This window comes from Thioclava sp. F36-7, from assembly GCF_002020075.1.
In the GTDB taxonomy this organism is placed as follows: domain Bacteria; phylum Pseudomonadota; class Alphaproteobacteria; order Rhodobacterales; family Rhodobacteraceae; genus Thioclava; species Thioclava sediminum.
This window is the reverse complement of the sequence record NZ_MPZR01000004.1, coordinates 50,020-66,592: the sequence shown is the minus strand read 5'-3', so window position 1 is coordinate 66,592 and position 16,573 is coordinate 50,020. Positions and strand designations below refer to the sequence as shown.

The window sequence follows — 16,573 nt, the reverse complement described above, 5'->3', positions numbered from 1 at the left end:
CGACGGGGGCGGAACTTACCTTCCTTGCCGACCCAATATTCAGGAGGCTGACATGGCTACCGTTGCTGTTACCGACGCCACTTTCGACGAAGAAGTGCGCAAGTCCGACGTTCCCGTCGTGGTGGATTTCTGGGCTGAATGGTGCGGCCCCTGCCGCATGATCGGCCCGTCGCTCGAAGAGATTGCCCAGGAAATGTCGGGCAAGATCAAGGTCGTGAAAGTGAACGTCGACGAGAACCCCGACAGCCCGGCGACGCTGGGCGTGCGCGGCATCCCCGCCCTGTTCCTGTTCAAGGATGGCGAGGTCGTCTCGAACAAGATCGGCGCAGCCCCGAAAGCGGCGCTGCAAAGCTGGATCAACGAATCGATCTGATCTGCGGATCAGGTTTGACGGAAAAGGGCGCCTGCGGGCGCCTTTTTTCATATCGGCCAGCCGAAATGGCGCAGTCTTGCGCGCAGGCGGTCTTCGAATTCGGGGCGGCCTGCGTTGAGCGATTGAAGCTGCAGGAACCAATAGAGGTAGCGAGCGACCGGCGGCGTATCGCGCAGTTTGGCGAAAGCGGCCTCGATCCCGTCGCGCGGCACCGATCCGGCGATGTGGTGGAAATCCGACAGGCCGAACAGGATCGCCGGTTTGCGCAGGAAGAACCCTTCGAGCGCCATCGCGCTGTTTTGCGTGGCAACGAAGCTGCAGCGGCGGAGCAGCTCGGGCGAGCCGCCGGACTGGAAGCGAAAGCGCGGGTGACGGGCCGCGATCGCCTCCAACGCCTCGATTTCGCGCGCTGTGTAATCTTCGTTCGGGTGCAGCGTGGCCACGACCGGGCCGGAATGTCGGGCCAGCACCTCCTCGATCATCTGCACCGGGCTCACCGACTGAAACGAGCGGTGATCCAGCAGCCGCCCCTGTAGCGGAACGAAGGCCAAATCCTCCTCATCGGACGGTTTTACGCCGGGATAGAGCCTGTTTCGCGTGGAAAAGAAGAATTGCGCGGCGGCCTCCCCGTCCACTTCCTCGGCATCGAACGCCGCCTGAGCGACCGGCCAATCCCACCGCTCCGCCTCCGCCTCCACATGCCAGAACGCCCCGACATAGGTCCGTCGGCAGGTCAGCGCCCGCGCATGGGTCGGCGGCTCCATCCGGTAAAGCGCATAGCCCTCGCGGGCAGGTGCAACCGCGCGCGCCTCGGGGCCTGTCCGATGCAGGCTGACGGTCCAATCCGCCGCCGCCACCGCCCCGATCAGCCGCTTGAAGAAATTGTGTTCGCCGGCCCGGACCTGCTCCAGAATCCAGTCATCGAGATAGATCGAAAGGTGCTGCGCGCTCATGCGGTGACGCTAGCCGCAGGCTCACGCACCGGCAAGCGGGGTTGCAGCCCCGGCCTGCGGGTTACATATCTTTGGCGCAAACGGAGGACTAACATGGCCGAAGAGAAATTCCCGGGCTGGCACGGCACGACGATCATCGGCATCCGCAAGGGTGGTAAAGTGGTGGTCGCGGGCGACGGACAGGTCAGCCTTGGCCAAACCGTCATCAAGGGTTCGGCGCGCAAGGTGCGCCGCCTGAGCCCCGGCGGTCACGACATCGTGGCGGGCTTTGCGGGCTCGACCGCGGATGCGTTCACCCTGCTGGAGCGGCTCGAGAAGAAGCTCGAGGCCTCGCCCGGTCAGCTGATGCGCGGCTGCGTGGAGCTGGCGAAGGATTGGCGCATGGACAAATACCTGCGCAATCTCGAAGCGATGCTGATCGTGACCGATGGCAAGGATCTCTATGTCCTGACCGGCGCGGGTGACGTGTTGGAGCCGGAACATGGCATCGCCGCGATCGGCTCGGGCGGCAACTTCGCCCTCGCTGCGGCCCGTGGGCTGATGGAAACCGATCTCGACGCCGAGGCGGTCGCGCGAAAGGCGATGGCGATCGCTTCGGACATCTGCGTCTACACCAATGGCAACCTGACGGTGGAGAGCATCGGTGGCTGAGCTGACGCGCGACGATCTGCGCGCGGCGGTCGCGGCTGGCCATATCAACGAGGCGCAGGCCGCGTCCGTGATGGCGCTGGCGAGCAACCGCCTCGCCGGTCGCGCGGCCCTTCCGGCCGAGGACGAACCGTTCGAACTGTTTAAAGGCTTCGCCGAAATCTTCGTGACGGTGGGTCTTGGCATCCTGATCACGGGGTCGTTCGGCTTCCTACTCTTCGCGGGCGGCAAGCTGGGTTACGCGATGCTGATCCCGCTGATCGCGCTGCTGGGGGAATATTTCACCCGCAAGCGCCGCATGGTGCTGCCCTCGATCCTGCTGACGCTCACGCTGGGCGGGGCGATGCTGGCGAGCTTCCTCGGCATTCCGATCCTCGGGATGCGCTTCATCACCGAAGCCCCGAATTTCGATCTCGCGCTGGTCGCGACCGCCGTCGCGCTGATCGCATGGTTCCTGCGCTACCGGGTGCCGTTCTCGATGTTCCTCGTGGGGCTGTGCGGGCTGGGCCTGCTTCTGTCCTTCGCGAAAGGCTTCGACCCTGAAGCGCCGATTTCGCAAACGGTCGATCTGTTCGATCTGTCGAACGGTTCTGCGCTGTCGCTCGCGATGCTGGTCTTTGGGCTTCTGGCGCTCGCAGGTGGAATCTGGTTCGACATGCGCGACCCGCATCGGCTGGGCCGGCAATCGGCCTCGGGCTTCTGGCTGCACGTTCTGGCAGCCCCTGCGCTGGTCAACACGCTCGCGCTGACCTTCTACAAGATGGGGCCGGGGACGGGCTATGTGCTGCTGCTCGCCACGCTTGCCGTTTTTGCCGCGCTGGCGCTGATCATCGACCGGCGCTCCTTCTTCACGGCCGGGATCGGCTACATGATCTTTCTCAGCTTCTACGCTTTCGGTGACGCTGCCGATCCGCGTAGCTGGTGGATCACGCTGATCCTGATCGGCCTCTTTCTCACCGCGCTCGGCTCGTTCTGGACCGAGCTGCGCACGCGCCTGATGCGCGCGCTTCCCAATTTTCCCGGCAAGCACCGCCTGCCGCCCTATGCCACGGAGTAATCCATGACCGATCTGACCCCCCGCGAAATCGTCTCGGAACTCGACCGTTTCATCATCGGCCAGAAGGACGCCAAACGCGCCGTCGCCGTTGCGCTGCGCAACCGTTGGCGCCGTCAGCAGCTGCCCGACGATCTGCGCGAAGAGGTTTATCCGAAGAATATCCTGATGATCGGCCCGACCGGCGTCGGCAAGACCGAGATCTCGCGCCGTCTGGCGAAACTGGCCCGCGCGCCTTTCCTGAAGGTCGAGGCCACGAAATTCACCGAAGTGGGCTATGTCGGTCGTGACGTGGAGCAGATCATCCGCGATCTGGCCGATGTCGCGATGGTTCAGACCCGCGACTACATGCGCGAAGAGGTGAAGGCGAAGGCGCATCAGGCCGCCGAGGATCGCGTGATCGCCGCGCTCGCCGGCACCGATGCGCGCGAAAGCACCCGCGAGATGTTCCGCAAGAAGCTGCGCGACGGCGAGCTCGACGACAAGATCATCGAGCTGGACGTGGCCGATCAGTCCGGCGGCATGCCGCTCGGGATGATGGGCGGTCAGCCGGGCATGGAACAGCAGATGCAGGGTCTTCAGGACCTGTTCAAAGCCTTCGGCGGCAACCGCACCACGCGGCGCAAGATGACCGTCTCGGAAAGCTATGAGACGCTGATCTCGGAAGAGGCCGACAAGCTTCTGGACGACGAGACGGTGAAGACTGCAGCGCTCGAAGCCGTGCAGCATTCCGGCATGGTCTTCATCGACGAGATCGACAAGGTCACGGCGCGCTCGGATGCGCGCGGGGCCGATATCTCGCGCGAGGGCGTGCAGCGCGACCTGCTGCCGCTGATCGAAGGCACGACGGTCTCGACCAAGCTCGGCCCGGTGAAGACCGACCATATCCTCTTCATCGCCTCGGGCGCGTTCCACATCGCGAAACCCTCGGACCTGCTGCCCGAACTGCAGGGCCGTCTGCCGATCCGCGTGGAGCTGCAGGCGCTGACCGAGCAGGACTTCACCCGCATCCTGTCGGAGACCGACAACGCGCTGACCCGGCAATATCAGGCGCTGATGAAGACCGAAGAGGTCGAGGTCGCCTTCACCGAGGACGGCATCGCGGCGCTCGCCCGGATCGCGGCAGAGGTCAACCAATCGGTCGAGAATATCGGCGCACGACGGCTCTATACCGTCATGGAACGGGTGTTCGAGGAGCTGTCCTTCACCGCGCCCGACCGTGGCGGACAAAGCGTCACCGTCGATGCGGAATTCGTCGAGAACGAACTGGGCGATCTGACGCGCGACACCGATCTGAGCCGCTACGTCCTCTAGGGCACTGGCACCTCGCGCGCGCTCTGTTATCCTCCTGCGGGAGGGATGCAAGGCACGGGCGATGGCGCGGTTTCTGATCGTAATCTTGATGCTGAGCTTGGCCGCCTGCGCACCGCGTGGGCGGCTTGCCTATCTCGATCACCCGGTCGCCGATGCGCGCTCGATATTCGTGGGCTCGACCCGGGCACCCGATCCGCAGACCGGCCAGCCCTTCGGCACCGCGCGCAGCCAGCAGCTGCGGCTCGCGCGCTTCGATGTCGCCACGCCGCCGGATCGCGAGGTGGCCGAGATCGCCTACCCGATGACCGACACGGCGCCGGTCGACCCGGACAAGCAGTTTCTCGTCTCGCAATCCGAGATCGACATGAAGCGCCCCGCGTTCCAGTCGGAGCTGCGCGCGGCGCTGCGCAAACATGACGGGCAGGCGGTGCTGTTCGTCCACGGCTTCAACAACTCCTTCGCCGAAGGGCTGTACCGGATGGCGCAGATGGGCGCGGATTTCGATCTGCCCGGCGTGCTGGTGCATTATTCCTGGCCGTCGCGGGCGAATGTGCTGGGCTATGCCTACGACCGGGATTCGGTGCTCTTCGCGCGCGACGGGCTAGAGAAATTGATCGACGATCTAAACGCGGCCGGGGCGAAACGCATCCTGATCGTGGGGCATTCGCTGGGCGCGGAACTGGTGATGGAGGTGCTGCGTCAGGAGGCGATTGCGCGGAAACAGGGTCGATTTTCGACGATTTCCGGGGTGGTCCTGATCTCGCCGGATATCGCGGTGGACGTGTTCAAGACGCAGGCCGACGCGATCGGTGCGTTGCCGCAGCCCTTCATTATCTTCACCTCCGCGAAGGATCGCGCGCTGCAACTCTCGGCGCGGCTGTCGGGCAAGCGCGACCGGCTGGGCAACCTGGAAGACGTCTCCAGCATCGCGCATTACAAGGTGACGCTGATCAATGTCTCGGCCTTCAACACAGGCGACGGGCATTTCAACGTCGTCACCTCGCCTGCGCTGATCCGGCTTCTCGACAGCGCGCAGAAAGTGGCCGAGGTGCTCGAGGTCGAACAGTTCGGGCGCACAGGGCTGGGCGATGCTGTGGTGCTGACGGTCGAGAATACGACGCAGATCATCCTCGCGCCGATCTCGGGCGGTTAGCGGATCCGGCGCAGATAGACGTAATAGGCGCCCGCGCCGCCATGTTTCAGATGCGCCTCGTTGATCTGCATGACGGCGGGCGCGAGCGGCATCATCCGCAGCCATTGCGGCACCTGATGACGCAGAACCCCCACCCGCCGCGGGATCGGACCGTCATCGTCGCCGCGCTTGCCCTTGCCTGTGATCACAAGCACCAGCCGCTTGCCATGGCTTTGCGAATTCAGGATGAAGCGGATCAGTTCGGGATGCGCCTCGGCCAGAGTCAGCCCGTGCAGATCGAGCACGCCTTCGGGCTTCAGCTTGCCGCGCGTCATCGCCTTATGCGCCTTGCGGTCCATCGTGACGGGCTGACGTGCGAGATGCTCGCCCGGCTCCGCGGCAAGATCGTGACGGCCCGGCGAGGGTTTCGCGTGCTGGCCCATCTCGAAACTGCGCAGCCCCTCGGCCTTCGGTTTCGGCTTGGGTTTCGGCGTCAGAAAAGACTCTAATTCGGCGGGATCGGCCTTTTTCGGGCGGTAATTCTCCGTGGTCGACGCTACGCGATCCCACAGCGCGCGTTCCTCGGGGCTGAGTTTGCGTTTGCGGCTCATGCGCGCCTCCGCAAGCCGATCATCCGGCCCTTGGCGTTGATCGCGCCCGCGATGCGCCCGGCCCCATCGCCGGTGCCAATGAAGAGGTCACCGCGCCCCGCGCCCTTGATCGCAGAGCCCACATCCTGCGCCACCATCAGCCGCTGCCCGAAGCCGGGGCAGTCGATCCAGACCGGGCTGCCCAGCGGCACGACCTCTGGGTCCACGGCTAGGCTGCGTCCCGCGCTCACCGGACGCCCCATCGCGCCCAGGGGGCCGGTATCGCCTGGGATATCCAGCACCCGGAAGAACACGAAAGAGGGGTTGTGATCGAGCAGTCCCTGCAACTGTTCTGGGTTCTCGGCGGCCCAGCGTCGGATGAACTCAGGCGTCATCTCCTCGGCCGGGGCTGCGCCGCGCGCGATCAGCTCCTTGCCGATGGAGCGGTAGGGATGCCCGTTCTTGCCGTCGAAGCCCAGCCGCAGGCTGCCGCCGTCCTCAAGCCGCACCCGTAGCGAGCCTTGCACCTGCGCGAGATAGGCCTCGATCGGGCTCTCCAGCCAGACCAGTTCATGCCCCGCCAGCAGATCGCCCGCCGCGATCTCGGCGCGGCTATACCACGGCGAATTAGACCCTAATTCGCCCGGTTTCGCGTAGAGCGGCCAGGCGAAGCGGTCGGATTTCTCCCGCGCACCGGGCAGTTCGGGTTCGTAATATCCGGTGAAATGCGCAGCCGCCTCGGGGGCGATTTCATAGGGGGTGAAATAGGTCTCGAAGGCGGCTCTGGCATCGCCCAGCCCGGCGGTGTCCATCCCATAGAGATCGGCCGTAACGCAAAACGCCGCCCAAGCGGCGGCGTGATCGTCCCGGGTCCATCCGGGAATATCGGCGAAGGACAGCGCCACCGGCTTCAGCCGCCCGTGGCGACGAGCTGCCAGTTCGGGTCATTCGCACCCATCGTGCGGGCGAAGGTCCAGATATCACGCTGCTTGCGCGGCGATTTGGGATCGCCCTCGACCACCTCTCCGGCGGCATCGCGCGCAACCGAGATGATCTCGGCCCCGAAGCGCACGGTCACTTCGGCCTCTTTCGTGGAGTGGTCGAAATCGGCATTGCTCAGCACCAACTCGCGCAGGCCGAGGAATTCCGCCTGAACATCGAGACCCTTCTCCTTGCGCGCTTCCACGGCGCCCTCGAAGGCCTCGTAGACCTCGGCGGACAGGAAGGGTCGGACCTTTTCCAGATCGCCGGTCTCGAAAGCCATCAGGATCATCTCATAGGCACCGCGCGCGCCTTGCAGGAATTCCGACACCGAGAAGCTCGGCTCGACCCGTTTCATCGCGGCCAGCGCGACGGCGGCGGTCGAGCCTTCGGGTACATTGTCGATGATATCGTGATCGGGACCGCCTTCGATCACGTCGAAATCGCGCTTCGGCGCGGGTGTGTCCGGCGTTTCGGGCGCGATCGGCTTTTCATAGCCCTCACGGGTCCCGAGCACGCTTTTCAGCTTGAAAATCAGGAAGATCGCAATCGCCGCGAGGACGATAAGCTGAATGACGGCACCGGACATCGAGACCCCTGTGTTTGGCTTCATGTTTGTTTCTAGGTCAATGGCTACTTATGTAAGGCGTCAACTAGTTCAAGTCCACCGGCGCAGCTTGCCCGGAGACGCGATAAAAGAGGATGCCATGTGGATCTTTCTGGCCTTTCTGGCCGTGCCGCTGATCGAGATCGGTCTGTTCATTCAAGTGGGCGGGCTCATCGGCCTGTGGCCGACGCTGGGGATCGTGTTGCTGACCGCGATCGTCGGCACGTCGCTGGTCCGCCGGGAAGGGGCGCGGGCGCTCAACGATCTGCGTAGCTCTCTCAATGAATTGAGCGACCCGTCGCGGCCGCTTGCGCATGGCGCGATGATCCTCGTAGCCGGGGTGCTGCTGCTGACGCCGGGCTTCTTCACCGATACGGTCGGGATCCTGCTACTGATCCCCGGGGTTCGCGACTGGGTGATGAAAGCCGCGGCGAGCCGGGTGAAGGTGCAGCGATTCGAGATGGGCGGCGCGTATCGGACGACGACCCAATACGATCCGCGCCGCGACCCTCCGCACCGTCCGCGCGATCCGGAGATCCTCGACGCCGAAGAGGTCGAGGAGATGACCCATCGCGACGATCCCAACGGCAAGCCCTCCGGCGGGCCATCCGGCTGGACGCGTCATTGAGAATTGAGGCTTCTCCCAGCCGGTGCTAAACCTCGCACAAATAATTTTGGGAGAGGTCGATGACTGACGAAGCAAATGGCGAGACCAACGGCGCCGCGGATCCGCAGCAAGAGCAACAAGGGCTGCGTATGAACATCCTCGCGCAATTCACGCGCGACATGTCCTTCGAGAACAATGTCGCCACGAAAGGCGTGCAGACCAGCGACATCCAGCCCGAGATGCAGGTGCAGGTGTCGCTCGATGCCAAGAAGCGCAACGCCGAGCATCAATACGAGGTGATCACCAAGTTCAAGATCACCGCGAACAACAAGTCGGACGGCGCGACGCTCTATCTGCTCGAGCTCGATTACGGCGGCATCTTCCACGTCGAAGGCGTGCCGGAAGATCAGCTTCATCCCTTTCTGCTGATCGAATGTCCGCGCCAGCTGTTCCCCTTCGTGCGCCGCATCGTCTCGGATGTGACCCGCGACGGTGGCTTCCCGCCCTTTAACCTCGAGATCGTCGATTTCGTCGCGCTGTATCGCAACGAACTGGCGCGTCGTCAGCAGACCGAGGCGCCCACGACGGTCTGATTCGTCAAGCTGGCCTGAGGCGCGGCATCGTGCCTCAGGGACAAGCTGACACCGTGACTCTGGCCTGTCACGGACCCATTTTGTAACGGTGATCCCGTCCGCGACCCGGGCAGGATCATCGGATTCAAAAGAGGTATCATGGGCCAGATACAGGCATGGATCGAGGGCACGCTCGCCCCTGTCGACGTGATGGATGCGCATCGCGAAGGGATCCGCCACCGGGCGGTTTCCATTTTCGTCATGGATGGCGAAAAGCTCCTTCTGCAGAAGCGTTCGGAAAACTGCCTGCAATCTCCCGGTCTTTGGGCAAATACCTGCTGCAGTCATCCCGATTGGGGGGAGCGCCCCGAGACCTGCGCGCTGCGGCGGCTGCGTGAGGAGCTGGGCATCGAGGGGCTCTATCCTGCCCATGCCGACCGTATCGAATACCGGATGGATATCGGCGACGGGCTCGTTGAGCACGAAGTAACCGATATCTACATCGCCTATGCGCAGCGCGGCCTCACCGTGAACCCCGATCCCGAGCTGGTCTCGGAGACCCGCTGGATCGGTCTTTACGACCTCGGGGCCGAGGTGCGGCGCTATCCCGATCGCTTCTCGCGCTGGCTACGGTTTTACATGCAGGAGCATATCTCCCGCATCCTGCCCGCCCTGATCTGCTGAGCGGCGGGGATTTCTGCCGATTGCCTTAAATTGCTACGCGGAATTCCGCGCTTGCCCTAGCTTTCGCATCGCTTACCTGTAACTCTGCTCTCGATTGGGCGGGGGCATGAGTAATGGGACCGAAGACTATCCGAGTTTTTCATTTGAGCGTGGCGGCGCTTGCGATCCTCGCGACCCCGGCACTCGCATATTCGTTAAAGTTTAATACTCCCGGCGCGTCAGACGATTTGCGCAACGCGATCAAGGGCGCGTCGCTTCTGGTGCAATCTGCAGAAGACGACAGCAAGGACGCGCAGGACGTGCTCTCCGAGGCGCGCGCCGACTATAACCGCATCGTCTCGGCGCTGTTCGCCGAGGGGCGGTATTCCGGCACCGTGTCGATCAAGCTCGACGGGCGCGAGGCCGCCACGATCCCGCCGCTCGATGCACCTTCCACGGTGAACAATGTCACCGTGACCGTGACGCCGGGCCCCGAGTTTACCTTCTCGCGTGCCGATATCGCGCCGGTCGCGCCGAAAACCGATCTGCCCGAGGGCTACAAGGTCGGGGCGGTCGCGAAATCGGGCGTGATCGTCGATGCGGCGAGCGCGGCGACGACCGGCTGGCGCGATGCGGGCCATGCCAAGGCGGAAGTCTCCTATCAGAACATCGTCGCGGATCACCGCGCCAATCAGCTGGCCTCCGACGTGCGTCTGGCACCGGGGCCGCTGGTGACCTTCGGGCGGCTCGAGACCTCCGGCAACAAGCGCCTGCGCACGAAACGCCTGCGCGAGATCGCGGGTTTTCCCACCGGCGAGGTCTATGATCCGAAGAAACTCGATCAGGTTCAGTCGCGACTGCAGCGCACCGGGATTTTCTCCTCCGTGGCGATCACCGAGGCGAAGACGCTCAACCCCGATGACAGCCTCGATGTGAACCTCGCCGTGGTCGAGCAGAAGAAACGCAAGATCGGCCTCGGCGCTGAACTCAGCTCCAGCGACGGGCTCGGCCTCAACGGCTACTGGCTCCACCGAAACCTCTTCGGCGGCGGCGAACGCTTCCGCGTCGATGCGGGCATCTCCGGCATCGGCGGCGCGACGGGCGGCACGGATTACTCGATCGGCGCGCGGATCGACCGCCCCGCGACCTTCAACCCGGAAACCAGCGCCTATATCACGACCGAGATCAGCCAGAAAAACGAAGAGGATTACACCGAGAACGCCTTCGATATCGGCTTCGGTCTGACGCGGATCTTCAACGACAAGCTGACCGGCGACGTCTCGATCAATTACGGCTGGTCCAAGGTGACCGACGACTCGGGGCAAACCTATTTCCGTCAGGTCTATCTGCCGACGAAACTCACCTGGGACGATCGCGACAACAAGCTCGACCCGACCAAGGGCTATTTCATTCAGGCAGGCGTGACGCCCTTCGTGGGGATCGGCGGCGATACCGGCACCGGGGCGCAGGTCATGGGCGATCTGCGCGCCTATCGGGGCTTCGGACAGAACGATCGCTTCGTGCTCGCGGGCCGCGTGCAGCTTGGCGGGGTCTATGGCTCCGATCTCGAGGAAACCCCGCGCGACTATCTGTTCTATTCGGGCGGCGGCGGCACCGTGCGCGGTCAGCCCTATCAGTCGCTTGGCGTCGAAGTGCTCGACGGCGGCACGCTGAAAACCGGCGGCACTGAATTCGTGGGCTTCCAGGGCGAGGCGCGCATCGGCATCACCGACAAGATCGGCGCGGTCGCCTTCTACGATTACGGCTATATCGCGGGCGGCGGCGACTCGGGCTCGCAGGCAGGCGCGGGTCTCGGCCTGCGCTACAAGACGGGCATCGGCCCTATCCGCCTCGACGTCGGCTTCCCGGTCTCGGGCGGCACCGGATCGGGGGCGCAACTCTATATCGGTATCGGGCAGGCCTTCTGATGAAACGTTTCGCTATCCTTCTCGCTTTCTGCCTCACGCCGCTGGTCGCCACCGCGCAGGACAGCGCGCCGCAGACCGCGGACGGGGCAGGGGCCGCGACCGACGAGCAGACGCAGCGCGACCGCTCCTATCTGACCGGTCTGATCGAGGATAACCTCTCGGGCGCCGGGCGTACCGTGCGGCTCGACGGGTTCTCGGGGGCGCTCAGTTCGCGGGCGACCTTCGATCAGCTCACGATTTCCGACAAGGACGGCGCGTGGATCACGATCAAGGATGGCGCGCTCCAGTGGAACCGCACGGCGCTGCTGACCGGCAAGATCGAGATCGACGAGCTCTCCGCCGCCGAGATCGACCTGCCGCGCCTGCCGACCTCCGAGAGCAGCTCGACCGCTCCCAGCCCCGAGGCCAAGCCCTTCCAGCTTCCTGACCTGCCCGTCTCGGTGCAGATCGGCAAGATCGACGCGAAGAAGGTGATCCTCGGCCAGCCGATCCTCGGGCAAGAGGCGACGGTCAAAGTCTCGGGCTCGATGTCGCTCGCCGGGGGCGAGGGCAATGCCAAGCTCGACATCGCCCGGATCGATAGCAAGAAGGGCCAGTTCTCCCTCACCGCATCCTACGAAAACGCCACGCGTGAACTGGGCCTCGACCTGCTGGTGGACGAGGGCAAGAACGGGATCATCGTCCAGAAAGTCGGCCTTCCGGGCAATCCGGCGATGACGCTCGCCGTTTCGGGCAAGGGCCCGCTTGACGATTTTACCGCCGATATCGTGCTGAGCACCGAAGGTCAGCAGCGTCTGGCGGGGCAGGTCTCGGTGGGCAGCAAACTGCCCGAGGGCGCACCCGAAGGCAGCGACAAGGTCACGACCTTCTCCGTCGCGCTGGGCGGCGATATCCGTCCGCTTCTGCCGCCCGACTACCACGAATTCTTCGGCAACGAGGTCGCGCTGGTCGCGGATGGCACGCGCACGGCCTCGGGCCAGACCACGCTGAACACGCTCGATCTGAAATCGCGCGCGCTGCAGCTGAACGGCTCGGCGCAGACCGGCGCCAACAACATGCCGGTGAAATTCGACCTCACCGCCAAGCTCGGCCTCGGCGATGGCCAAGAGGTGCTGCTGCCGATCTCGGGGCCGAAAACCTATGTGCAGTCGGGTACGCTCGATCTCTCTTATGACAAGGCCGAAGGCGATGGCTGGAAGCTGACGGGCCGTCTGAACCAGCTGCGCCGCGAGGATGGCACCAAGATGCTGACCGCGAACCTCTCGGGTTCGGGCCGCATCCGGCAGGCTTCGCCGCCCTCTGCGGGTGGCACCGTGCTTTTGGGCATCAACGGGCTGGAGCTGTCCGATCCAAAGCTGAGCGCGGCGGCAGGCAGCGCCGTCACCCTGCGCACCGTGTTCTCGTGGCAGCAGGACAAGCCGCTGCGCCTGTCGCAACTGGCGCTGAAAGGCTCCGGCTACAGCCTGAATTCCAACCTCACGATCGACAATATCAGCGAGGGCGTCACCATCGAGGGCGCGGCGCAGATCGACCATTCGAACCTCTCGATGCTGTCGGGTCTGGCGGGGCGTGATCTCGGCGGCGCGGCGCGGATGACGGTCGCGGGGAAATACACCGTTCTCAGCGGCGCCTTCGACGCCAATCTCAACCTCGTCGGTCAGGACATTTCGGTCGACGAGCCGCAGGCGGATCGCGCCTTGGCGGGCCGGTCGGAAATCGCGATCTCGGCCAAGCGGGATGAGACCGGGCTGACACTGGATTCGCTTAACGTGCAGACAAGCGCGGGCACGCTTCAGGCGCAGGGCGATCTGGCGAGCGAGAACGGCAAACTGACCGCCACGCTCGATACCAATGACCTGTCGCTCCTGGGCGATCAATATGGCGGCAAGTTGGCCGCCGATGCGACTGTGACGCTGAATGGCGGCACCTATGGCGTGACGCTCAAAGGCACCGGCAATTCCCTCGCGATTGGTATCCCCGAGGTGGACCGCGCGCTGGCGGGACGGTCGGAGTTTTCCGTCACTGGCACCCGCAGCGATGCCAGCATGACGCTCGACTCGCTCGATGTGAAAACCGCGGCAGGCGAGCTGCAGGCGCAGGGCAATCTCGACGGCGACAAGGGCAAGGTGACCGCGCATCTCGACACCAAGGATCTGTCGGTGCTGGGCGCGAAATATGGCGGCACGCTTGTAGCCGATGCGACGGCGACGATGGATGGCGCGACTTATGGGCTGACGCTCGATGGCACCGGCAAATCTCTCGCCGTGGGTCAGGCCGAGGCGGACAAGCTTCTGGCGGGCACGACCAACCTCTCGCTGCAGGCCAAATACGCCAATGGCGCGGTCGAAGTGCAGAACCTCGACCTGAAGAACCCGCAGCTCGACGTCTCCGCCAAGGGGACCGCGGGCGAGACCTCGCGCAAGGTCGACCTGAACGCGCGCCTCGCCAATGCCGCGCTGCTTGCGCCGGGCTTCCCGGGACCGGTGACGGTGTCGGGCACGGTCACCGAGGATGGCTCTGGCTATAATCTGAACCTCTCGGGCACCGGACCCGGCGGCTTGGACGCGAAGGTCTCGGGGCGCATGGCGACGAATTTCGCCGATGCCGATCTCTCGATCACGGGGCAGGCGCAGACGGCGCTTGCCAACAGCTTCATCGAGCCGCGCTCGGTCCAGGGCCCGCTCAGCTTCGATCTGCGGATGAACGGCAAACCGGGGCTGGCGGCACTGTCGGGCACGGTGACGTCGAATGGCGCGAAGGTTGTCGCCCCCAATCTCGGCATGGTGCTGGAAAACGTCGACACGCGCGTGCAGCTGTCAAATGGCAGCGCCCAGCTTGGCGTGACCGGGCGTCTGGGCACGGGCGGGCAGATCACCGTCAACGGCCCGATCAACCTCTCCGCGCCTTACAACGGCAATCTCACGATCCGCTTCGACCGCGCGCGGCTGAAGGATCCCGAGCTGTATGACACGCGCGCCTCGGGCACGATCACGATGGACGGGCCGCTGACCGGCGGTGCGAAAATCGCCGGGCGCATCACGCTGAGCGATACCGAATTGCGGGTGCCCTCCTCGGGCGTCGGCGGCGGGGCTTCGGTCCCCGACGGTATCCAGCATGTCGGCGAGAGCGGCGCGGTGCGCGAGACACTGAAGCGTGCGAGCCTGCTGAACAATGGTCAGAGCGATGCGAGCGGTGGCGCGAAGGCCTCCGGTCCGTCCTTCCCGCTCGATGTCACCATCGCCTCCGAGCGCGGTATCTTCGTGCGCGGCCGGGGTCTGGATGCAGAGCTTGGCGGCTCGCTGCGGATCAACGGCACCACGGCGAACGTGATCCCGATCGGGCAGTTCCAGCTGGTGCGCGGGCGGCTCGACATTCTGGGCCAGCGATTCACGCTCGATCAGGGCCGGATCGCGCTGCAAGGCGCACTGGTGCCTTACATCGACTTCACCGCGACCACGACGCAGGACGATTACACGATCTCGATCAACATTCAGGGGCAGGCGAATGCGCCACTGGTGACCTTCGCGTCCTCGCCGGACTTGCCGCAGGACGAGGTTCTCGCGCGGCTGATCTTCGGGCGGTCCATCGACAATCTCTCGCCCTTGCAGGCGGCGCAGTTGGCCTCGGCAGTCGCGACGCTCGCGGGCAAGGGCGGCGAAGGGATCATCGGCAAGCTGCGGAAGAATTTCGGGCTGGATGATTTCGACGTCTCGACCGATGCGCAGGGCAACACCCAGCTCAAGGTCGGGAAATACCTGTCGGACAATATCTATACCGATGTCACGGTGGGCGGCGACGGCACCTCGCAGATCAACCTCAATCTGGATGTGACCAAAAGCCTCACCGCGCGCGGCACCGTGGGCTCCGACGGCAAGAGCGGCATCGGCCTCTATTTCGAGAAGAACTACTGATCCATAAGTTTCACTTCATTTCCGCGCCCGGAAATAAGTGAAACTTATGACGAGGATGCTTCCTTGGCCTTAGCCTCGTCGTCGCCCTCGATCGCGTCGCGGAGTTTCTCTTGCGCGCGACGCTTGCGGAAGGCGGCGAGTTCGGCGTTCAGCGCCGCCCCCATCAGCACCGAAAAGGCGCTGAGATAGAGCCAGACGAGAAGCGCGATCACCGCCCCGATCGAGCCGTAGATCTTGTTGTAATTGCCGAAATTCGACAGGTAGAAGGTCAGCCCGATCGAGCTGAGCCCCCAGAGCGCCGTCGCCAGCACCGCGCCGAGCGTCAGGATCGGATCGCGCTTGCCCTCGGTATTGGGCCCGTAGCGATAGAGAATTCCGAGCGCGGTCAGCATCAGCAAAAGCATCGCCGCCCAAGGCAGACCCGAGAGCAGAATCTTGGAATATTCGTGGAAGGGCAGGAAGTTGATGGCGACGGGGACGACGACCACCGTCGCCATTGCGGCCAGCATCACGCCGACCAGCGCGATCGTCATCAGGTAGCCCATGATGAAGCTCCAGATCGTCGCGCGGGGCCGGGTGCCGTGGATCACGTTGAGGCTGAGCACCAGCGCGGCGACACCCGCGCGGGCCGAGAACAGGGTCACGGCGGCAGAGAACATCACGCCCAGCCCGATCGTCGCGCGTGGCCCGATCAGCCAGTTCTGGATCTGGTCGTTGATCAGCGCATAGGCTTCGGGCGGGATGAAATCATCCGCCACGTTGAGATAGGTGCGGATCACCGTCGGATCGGCAAACGCGCTCCAGAGCGCGATGGTCGCGGAGATGCCGGGGAAGATCGCGAGCATGGAATAGAAGGCGACCCCCGCCGACACGAGGGTGATATTCGATTGGAACAGCCGCCCGAACAGGCTGACCGCGAATTTCGCCGTTTCTCTCACGCGCTACTCCTCGTTTCATTCACCATTGCTCAAGCCCCGCGTGATCGCAACGCGGGGCCCGCGCTTTGCTGAAAGCTGTTGCGTCTCAGGCGCTTGGCGTCGCGCGAGCCGAACCGTGCCTGTGCCCGATAGGGCCGAAAACACAAAATCATGCTGGAATAGGGTCTATTTTTGGCCACCGCTCATGTCAGTGCGGGCCGAGCCACGCGCGCCCTCCGCCCGTGGTCGGGGCCAGGATCACGAAAGCGCCAGATTGTCACAAAAGGGAATCACTTCGCCGTTAGGAGCGTCGTGAACGCAAC

General features: G+C 64.3%; 15 protein-coding genes. 10 read left to right on the top strand and 5 right to left on the bottom strand.

Annotation, left to right across the window (positions count from 1 at the left end; all coding sequences use genetic code 11):
- Positions 1-52 precede the first annotated feature (52 nt).
- On the top strand, positions 53-373 hold the full coding sequence (gene trxA, locus BMI89_RS08285) for a thioredoxin (protein ID WP_078522726.1): 321 nt from the start codon (positions 53-55) through the stop codon (positions 371-373).
- 47 nt (positions 374-420) lie between these two features.
- Here the strand turns inward: trxA and BMI89_RS08280 are convergent, their stop codons facing one another.
- Complete coding sequence (locus BMI89_RS08280; protein WP_078570565.1) at positions 421-1,326, bottom strand: hypothetical protein; 906 nt, start codon at positions 1,324-1,326, stop codon at positions 421-423.
- Between the two features lie 93 nt (positions 1,327-1,419).
- Here BMI89_RS08280 and hslV point away from each other — a divergent pair, with 93 nt between their 5' ends.
- The 4 genes from hslV (at position 1,420) to BMI89_RS08260 (ending at position 5,495) form a co-directional block, all read left to right on the top strand.
- Entirely contained in the window at positions 1,420-1,977 is a 558-nt protein-coding gene (gene hslV / locus BMI89_RS08275; protein ID WP_078522728.1) for an ATP-dependent protease subunit HslV, read from the top strand.
- Positions 1,970-3,031 carry a hypothetical protein gene (locus tag BMI89_RS08270; protein ID WP_078570564.1) on the top strand — a complete coding sequence of 354 codons (1,062 nt, stop codon included), beginning with the start codon at positions 1,970-1,972 and terminating at the stop codon, positions 3,029-3,031. The genes hslV and BMI89_RS08270 overlap by 8 nt, the downstream gene beginning before the upstream one ends.
- 3 nt (positions 3,032-3,034) lie before the next feature.
- On the top strand, positions 3,035-4,342 hold the full coding sequence (gene hslU, locus BMI89_RS08265) for an ATP-dependent protease ATPase subunit HslU (protein WP_078570563.1): 1,308 nt from the start codon (positions 3,035-3,037) through the stop codon (positions 4,340-4,342).
- A 61-nt stretch (positions 4,343-4,403) separates the two neighbouring features.
- Positions 4,404-5,495, top strand: coding sequence for an alpha/beta fold hydrolase (locus BMI89_RS08260; protein WP_078570562.1), 1,092 nt, complete (start codon positions 4,404-4,406; stop codon positions 5,493-5,495).
- Here BMI89_RS08260 and BMI89_RS08255 read toward each other — a convergent pair.
- The 3 genes from BMI89_RS08255 to BMI89_RS08245 are packed head-to-tail and all read right to left on the bottom strand — an operon-like array spanning position 5,492 to position 7,634.
- The gene (locus tag BMI89_RS08255) at positions 5,492-6,085 is read right to left on the bottom strand and encodes a Smr/MutS family protein (protein WP_078570561.1); all 594 of its coding nucleotides are present in this window, start codon (positions 6,083-6,085) and stop codon (positions 5,492-5,494) included. The two genes, BMI89_RS08260 and BMI89_RS08255, sit on opposite strands and share 4 nt — an antisense overlap.
- Positions 6,082-6,969, bottom strand: a complete 888-nt coding sequence (locus BMI89_RS08250; protein WP_246831994.1) for an MltA domain-containing protein — start codon at positions 6,967-6,969, stop codon at positions 6,082-6,084. Before BMI89_RS08250 ends, BMI89_RS08255 begins: the two co-directional genes overlap by 4 nt.
- Before the next feature lie 5 nt (positions 6,970-6,974).
- Complete coding sequence (locus tag BMI89_RS08245) at positions 6,975-7,634, bottom strand: Tim44/TimA family putative adaptor protein (protein ID WP_078570827.1); 660 nt, start codon at positions 7,632-7,634, stop codon at positions 6,975-6,977.
- A 118-nt stretch (positions 7,635-7,752) separates the two neighbouring features.
- Here BMI89_RS08245 and BMI89_RS08240 point away from each other — a divergent pair, with 118 nt between their 5' ends.
- The 5 genes from BMI89_RS08240 (at position 7,753) to BMI89_RS08220 (ending at position 15,333) form a co-directional block, all read left to right on the top strand.
- Positions 7,753-8,280: an FxsA family protein gene (locus BMI89_RS08240; protein WP_078570560.1), complete on the top strand. Its 528-nt coding sequence runs from the start codon at positions 7,753-7,755 to the stop codon at positions 8,278-8,280.
- 59 nt (positions 8,281-8,339) lie between these two features.
- On the top strand, positions 8,340-8,852 hold the full coding sequence (gene secB / locus BMI89_RS08235) for a protein-export chaperone SecB (protein ID WP_078522734.1): 513 nt from the start codon (positions 8,340-8,342) through the stop codon (positions 8,850-8,852).
- Between the two features lie 135 nt (positions 8,853-8,987).
- Positions 8,988-9,515 carry an NUDIX domain-containing protein gene (locus tag BMI89_RS08230; protein WP_143593863.1) on the top strand — a complete coding sequence of 176 codons (528 nt, stop codon included), beginning with the start codon at positions 8,988-8,990 and terminating at the stop codon, positions 9,513-9,515.
- A 227-nt stretch (positions 9,516-9,742) separates the two neighbouring features.
- A complete protein-coding gene (locus BMI89_RS08225; protein WP_246831993.1) occupies positions 9,743-11,422 on the top strand; it encodes an autotransporter assembly complex family protein in 1,680 nt (559 codons plus the stop codon).
- The gene (locus BMI89_RS08220) at positions 11,422-15,333 is read left to right on the top strand and encodes a translocation/assembly module TamB domain-containing protein (protein ID WP_078570557.1); all 3,912 of its coding nucleotides are present in this window, start codon (positions 11,422-11,424) and stop codon (positions 15,331-15,333) included. The genes BMI89_RS08225 and BMI89_RS08220 overlap by 1 nt, the downstream gene beginning before the upstream one ends.
- 44 nt (positions 15,334-15,377) lie before the next feature.
- Here the strand turns inward: BMI89_RS08220 and BMI89_RS08215 are convergent, their stop codons facing one another.
- Positions 15,378-16,271, bottom strand: coding sequence for a YihY/virulence factor BrkB family protein (locus tag BMI89_RS08215; protein ID WP_078570556.1), 894 nt, complete (start codon positions 16,269-16,271; stop codon positions 15,378-15,380).
- Between the last annotated feature and the right edge of the window lie 302 nt (positions 16,272-16,573).